The 6,000-nt window shown below is 63.1% G+C and carries 5 protein-coding genes and 1 tRNA gene; all 6 read left to right on the top strand.

Going from position 1 to position 6,000, the window contains the following annotated elements:
* Positions 1–180 precede the first annotated feature (180 nt).
* Positions 181–3,117, top strand: coding sequence for a type I DNA topoisomerase (topA, locus tag DBV08_RS05560; protein WP_124566769.1), 2,937 nt, complete (start codon positions 181–183; stop codon positions 3,115–3,117).
* A gap of 33 nt (positions 3,118–3,150) precedes the next feature.
* Positions 3,151–4,380 (top strand): DNA polymerase III subunit delta', encoded by a 1,230-nt coding sequence (locus tag DBV08_RS05565; protein ID WP_095973514.1) that lies wholly within the window; start codon positions 3,151–3,153, stop codon positions 4,378–4,380.
* Positions 4,381–4,410: 30 nt separating this feature from the next.
* Positions 4,411–4,483: transfer RNA gene (locus tag DBV08_RS05570), tRNA-Thr, on the top strand.
* A gap of 121 nt (positions 4,484–4,604) precedes the next feature.
* Positions 4,605–5,165: an RDD family protein gene (locus DBV08_RS05575; RefSeq protein ID WP_124566770.1), complete on the top strand. Its 561-nt coding sequence runs from the start codon at positions 4,605–4,607 to the stop codon at positions 5,163–5,165.
* Positions 5,166–5,195: 30 nt separating this feature from the next.
* On the top strand, positions 5,196–5,618 hold the full coding sequence (locus tag DBV08_RS05580; protein ID WP_124566771.1) for a DUF2752 domain-containing protein: 423 nt from the start codon (positions 5,196–5,198) through the stop codon (positions 5,616–5,618).
* A 152-nt stretch (positions 5,619–5,770) separates the two neighbouring features.
* Positions 5,771–5,968, top strand: a complete 198-nt coding sequence (locus DBV08_RS05585; protein ID WP_003946112.1) for a hypothetical protein — start codon at positions 5,771–5,773, stop codon at positions 5,966–5,968.
* Positions 5,969–6,000 lie beyond the last annotated feature (32 nt).

Raw genomic sequence — 6,000 nt, forward strand, 5'->3', positions numbered from 1 at the left:
CACACGTCTGACGGTGCTCATGCCGCGTGTCCGACGGAGCCCATACTGTACTGATCTGCACGAATGTCTTGCGGGTATGTCACTCTGTAAAGAGAGACACGGGGTATAACTTGCTCCACACGTCTAGTTCTGAAGATCTGCCGACGGCAGTGAACGTCCAAAGGAAGGCTCGGGCAGCAGGTGGCTAAAGCGGACAACGGCAGCGGTCAGGGAGCGTCCGGTAACCCTCGTCGCCTCGTGATCGTCGAGTCACCGACCAAGGCGCGCAAAATCGCTCCCTACCTCGGTAAGGACTACGTCGTCGAGGCATCGGTCGGTCACATTCGCGACCTGCCGCGCGGCGCAGCGGATGTTCCGGCCAAGTACAAGGGCGAGTCGTGGGCCCGTCTGGGCGTCAACGTCGATCACGACTTCGAGCCGCTCTATGTCGTGAGCCCGGAAAAGAAGGGCAAGGTCGCCGAACTCAAGTCTCTGTTGAAGGACGCCGACGAGCTCTTCCTCGCAACTGACCCCGACCGCGAGGGCGAGGCAATCGCCTGGCATCTCCTCGAGACTCTCAAGCCCAAGATTCCGGTTCGTCGAATGGTCTTCCACGAGATCACCGAGCCGGCAATCCGTGCTGCTGCCGAAGACACCCGCGAACTCGACACCGACCTCGTCGACGCTCAGGAAACCCGCCGCATCCTCGACCGTCTCTACGGTTACGAGGTCAGCCCGGTTCTCTGGAAGAAGGTCATGCCGAAGCTCTCGGCCGGCCGCGTCCAGTCGGTGGCCACTCGCGTCATCGTCCAGCGTGAACGCGAGCGCATGGCATTCAAGTCGGCGTCGTACTGGGACATTTCCGCGACGCTCGACGCCGGTGCAGAGGCCAGCCCGCGTAGTTTCGGTGCTCGCCTGGTCTCCGTCGACGGTTCGCGTGTCGCCTCCGGCCGTGATTTCGGAGCTGACGGAAAGCTCAAGGGCAGCGCGGTCACCGTGCTCGACGAGGCGTATGCCCGTCGTCTCGCGGAGGCGTTGCAAGGCGTCGACCTCACGGTTTCCTCCGCCGAGGACAAGCCGTACACCCGCAAGCCGTACCCGCCGTTCATGACGTCGACGCTCCAGCAGGAAGCCGGACGCAAACTTCGTTTCACGTCCGAGCGCGCCATGCGCATCGCACAGCGTCTGTACGAAAACGGCTACATCACCTACATGCGTACCGACTCGACGACGCTGTCGGAGTCGGCGATCGCAGCCGCTCGTGCGCAGGCCACCGAGCTGTACGGTCCGGAATACGTGCATCCGACGCCGCGTCAGTACACCCGCAAGGTCAAGAACGCGCAGGAAGCGCACGAGGCGATCCGCCCCGCCGGCGACGTGTTCCAGACCCCGGGTCAGCTGCACTCCAAGCTCGATTCCGACGAGTTCAAGCTGTACGAACTGATCTGGCAGCGGACCGTCGCTTCGCAGATGGCCGACGCCCGCGGTACGACGCTGACGCTCCGCATCTCCGGCACGGCAGGTACCGGCGAGGACTGCACGTTCTCCGCTTCGGGTCGCACCATCGTGTTCGCCGGCTTCCTCAAGGCTTACGTCGAAAGTGTCGACGAAGAGGCCGGCGGTCAGTCCGACGACGCCGAATCCAGGCTTCCGGTACTGGTCAAGGGTCAGGAAGTCACGGCCACCAAGCTCGATCCGGACGGGCACAGCACCAACCCGCCCGCCCGCTACACAGAAGCCAGCCTGATCAAGACGCTCGAAGAACTCGGCATCGGCCGTCCTTCGACGTACTCGTCGATCATCAAGACCATCCTCGATCGCGGATACGTCTACAAACGTGGCAGCGCGCTGGTTCCGTCCTGGGTGGCGTTTGCCGTCATCGGACTGCTCGAGGTGCACTTCGGCCGGCTGGTCGACTTCGACTTCACCGCCGGAATGGAAGACGACCTCGACGCGATCGCCGGCGGCCGTGAGCAGCGTGGCAACTGGCTGAGCAGCTTCTACTTCGGTGGCGAGACAGGCGCTGAAGGTTCGGTGGCCCGCGAGGGCGGGCTGAAGAAGATGGTCGGCGTCAACCTCGAGGAGATCGACGCTCGCGAGGTCAACTCCATCCGTCTCTTCGACGACGCCGAGGGCCGCGAGGTTCACGTGCGTGTCGGCCGCTTCGGCCCGTATCTCGAGCGCATGGTTCAGAATCCGGACGATCCCGAAGGCGATCTGATCTCGCAGCGGGCAAATCTTCCCGACGACCTGCCGCCGGACGAGCTCACTCCCGAGTACGCCGAGAAGTTGTTCTCGACGCCTCAAGAGGGTCGCAAGCTGGGCATCGACCCCCTGACGGGCCACGAGATCGTCGCGAAGGAAGGCCGCTTCGGCCCCTACGTGACCGAAATCCTGCCCGAACCGCCGGCCGAGCCGGAACCGGACATCGTTCCCGTCTCCGCTCCCGAGCCGGAGGAAATCACTTCGGGCAGCACCAAGACTGCGGTGAAGAAGGCCGCGGCCAAGAAGGCGCCGGCGAAGAAGGCTGCCAAGAAGGTCGCGGGTCCCAAGCCGCGGACCGGATCGCTGCTCAAGTCCATGGACTTGGCGACGATCACCTTGGAAGATGCGCTCCGTTTGCTCTCGCTTCCTCGCGTCGTCGGTGTCGACCCCGAATCGAAGGAAGAGATCACGGCGCAGAACGGCCGATACGGTCCGTACCTGAAGAAGGGCACGGACTCGCGCTCGCTCGCCAACGAAGAGCAGATGTTCACCGTCACGCTCGACGAGGCACTCAAGATCTACGCCGAGCCGAAGCGTCGTGGACGTCAGGCGTCGGCAACGCCTCCGTTGCGTGAGCTGGGTGTCGATCCGGTCAGTGAGAAGCCGATGGTGATCAAGGACGGCCGTTTCGGTCCGTACGTCACCGACGGCGAGACCAACGCCAGCCTTCGTAAGGACGACGACGTCGAATCCATTTCCGATGCTCGTGCGTCGGAGTTGCTGGCGGATCGTCGTGCTCGCGGCCCGGTCAAGAAGAAGGCAGCGGCCAAGAAGGCCCCGGCAAAGAAGGCAGCTGCCAAGAAGACTGCAGCCAAGAAGGCTCCGGCAAAGAAGGCAGCAGCCAAGAAGGCTCCGGCGAAGAAGGACTCGTAAGGCTTCGTCGGTGCCGACGGTTAGGGTTTTTGCATGAGTACTGAAGTGGCCGAACGAGGTGTGTTCGGTCGGCTGGTGGGTCAGCACGACGTCGAGCAGAGCCTGCGCGATGCCGCACTGTCGGCTCGTGGCGATTCCAGCGGCTCGGAGATGACTCACGCGTGGCTCTTCACCGGGCCACCCGGCTCAGGTCGTTCGGTGGCCGCTCTCTGCTTCGCCGCGGCCCTGCAGTGCACCTCCGACGGTGCACCAGGGTGCGGCGAGTGCCATGCGTGTACGACCACGATGGGCGGCACCCACGGTGACGTACGACGGATCATCCCCGACGGACTGAGCATCAGCGTCAAAGGCATGCGCGAGATAGTCAACATCGCTTCCCGGCGGCCGACGACAGGGCGATGGCAGGTCATCGTGGTCGAGGATGCCGATCGTTTGACCGAAGGCGCGGCCAACGCCCTCCTGAAGGTTGTCGAGGAGCCGCCGGACCGCACGGTCATCCTGCTCTGCGCGCCCACGACTGATCCCGAAGACATGTCTGTCACCTTGCGCTCGCGGTGCCGGCACATGCCGTTGGTGACGCCGTCCGTCGAATCGATCGCTCAGGTATTGATCGACCGCGACGGGCTGGATCCCGAGCGGGCGAGAATCGCCGCATCGATCAGCGGCGGACATGTCGGGCGGGCTCGGCGTCTCGCCACTGACGAGAGCGCACGGGACGAGCGTCAGCGTTCGCTGCGGCTAGCTGCCGACGCCATCGGGGCGTCGACGGCGTACAAGGCCGCAGAGAATTTGGTGAAGTCGATCGAGGCCGACACCAAGGCGTTCTACGCCGAGCTCAAGGAACAGGAACTCGAAGAACTCAAGGTCGCCTTGGGCGGCGGTGGTACCGGCAAGGGAACGGCAGGGACTCTGCGCGGATCTGCTGGTCTGATCAAGGACCTCGAAGCGCGTCAGAAATCGCGCGACACCCGGGCCCGCCGTGATCTTCTCGACCGGACGCTGATCGATCTGGCCGGCATGTACAGGGATGCACTTTCGTACTCACTGGGTTCGACGTCGACGGCGACCCATCCCGACATGGCCCGTCAGGCCGCCGAGCTCGCTGCCCGAACGTCCCCGGAGGGGTTGCTCAAGTGCATCGAAGCGGTGCTCGAATGCCGCGAAGCTGTCGACTTCAACGTCAAGTTGCAGTGGGCGCTCGATGCGATGGTTGCCTCCATCGGAGCCGCTTTCCGACCCCCGTTTTCGCGATCCGGGGGTTGACCAGATAGACTCGCCACCGCCGAAAGGCACGCTGCCTTAGCTCAGTCGGTAGAGCATTTCACTCGTAATGAAAAGGTCGAGAGTTCGATTCTCTCAGGCAGCTCGGCCAAGAGCCCCACACCCGGAAATCCGGATGTGGGGCTCTTGTCGTTAGTTCTCAATTCTTGCGTATGTGCGGTTTATCCTGAGTTCGGCGAACACGTGCCTGAACAGGGGAGACCTCGATGTCGGATCAGAACTGGGGACCGGGCCAACCATCGCAGAATCAACCGCCGTACGGGCAGATGCCGCCGCAGGGTTATCAGCCGCCGACGCCCGCCTATCCGTACGCAACCTGGATCTCTCGCGTGCTCGCGTCAATCCTCGACGGCTTTGTCGTTCCGCTCCCGGGTGTCATCCTCGCGATCATCGGGGCGGTGATCGCGTTCTCCGGATCCGAAGTGACCACATACGACGACGGCAGCGTGAGCGCGGAAGGCGGCAATCCGGTCGGCGTGATCGTCATGGTCGTCGGAATACTGGCGATCTTCTTGATCGAGGTGTGGAATCTCGTCTTCAGGCAAGGGAACACCGGACAGACGCTCGGCAAGAAGTGGCTGGGAATTTCGGTGATTCGGGAGTCCGACGGTGTACCTCTCGGCCCGGTGATGGCGCTGCTTCGTTGGATCATGATGGCGATCCTGGGTGGCGCCTGCTTCCTCAACTACCTCTGGCCGCTCTGGGACTCGAAGCACCAGTGCTGGCACGACATGGTGGTCCGGTCGGTAGTCGTTCGCGCGCGCTAGTCGCTGCCGAGGTCTCATACAGTGGGTGTCATGGAGTTGGAAGCGGTCGCACGTCGACGACGCGCGTTGGCCGCACCCGTCGGAGTTGCTGCAGTGGCGGTGACGGCCGCCGCGGTACTCCACTTCCGTGATCCCCACAGCGCGGGTAGTTACGGCGTTTGTCCGATGTACGCGTTGACGGGATTGTGGTGCCCGGCGTGTGGTGGCCTTCGTGCGGTCAACGACCTGACTAATCTGGATCTTGGCGCCGCAGTGTCCAGCAATGTCTTGATCGTGCCGTTTATCGCGGTCTTGGTGATCGCGTGGATCGGTTGGACAGTGCGCCGTTGGAAAGGCACGCGGGATCGCATGATCGTGCTTCGGCCGACTGTGACGATCGTGGTGCTCGGAGTTCTCGTTGCATTTACGGTTGTTCGAAACACCCCGTGGGGGAGCTGGCTCGCGCCGGCGTGACGGTAAGAGGTCGACATGGCACTGCAGGTTTTTTCGCTCATCGTTCTGCTCGGCGCGCTGATCATCCTGATTCCGACGGCACGACGTGTCTTCGGCAAGAAGGACGACGAGTAGGTCTCGACAACTGGGCACGAGCGGCACATGCTGACGGTATGGCTGATTCGTTGAAAGCCCGCGTCAAGGAAAAGCTGCTGAGGCAACTCGCCGAGGACGGTCGGCACCCGATCCAGGAAGCTGAGGGTGACGATCCCCGGTTGGTGTCGATCAACGACGACCTCGAAGCGTTGGAACAGGCCGAGGAAGGCGATCCGATCGTCGAAGAACTGGCCGAGAGGTACTGGGTTCCGTGAAGTTTACCGACCGCAGTGCTCTGACCTGGCGA

This window comes from Rhodococcus sp. KBW08, from assembly GCF_003852455.1.
Classification (GTDB): domain Bacteria; phylum Actinomycetota; class Actinomycetes; order Mycobacteriales; family Mycobacteriaceae; genus Rhodococcus_F; species Rhodococcus_F baikonurensis.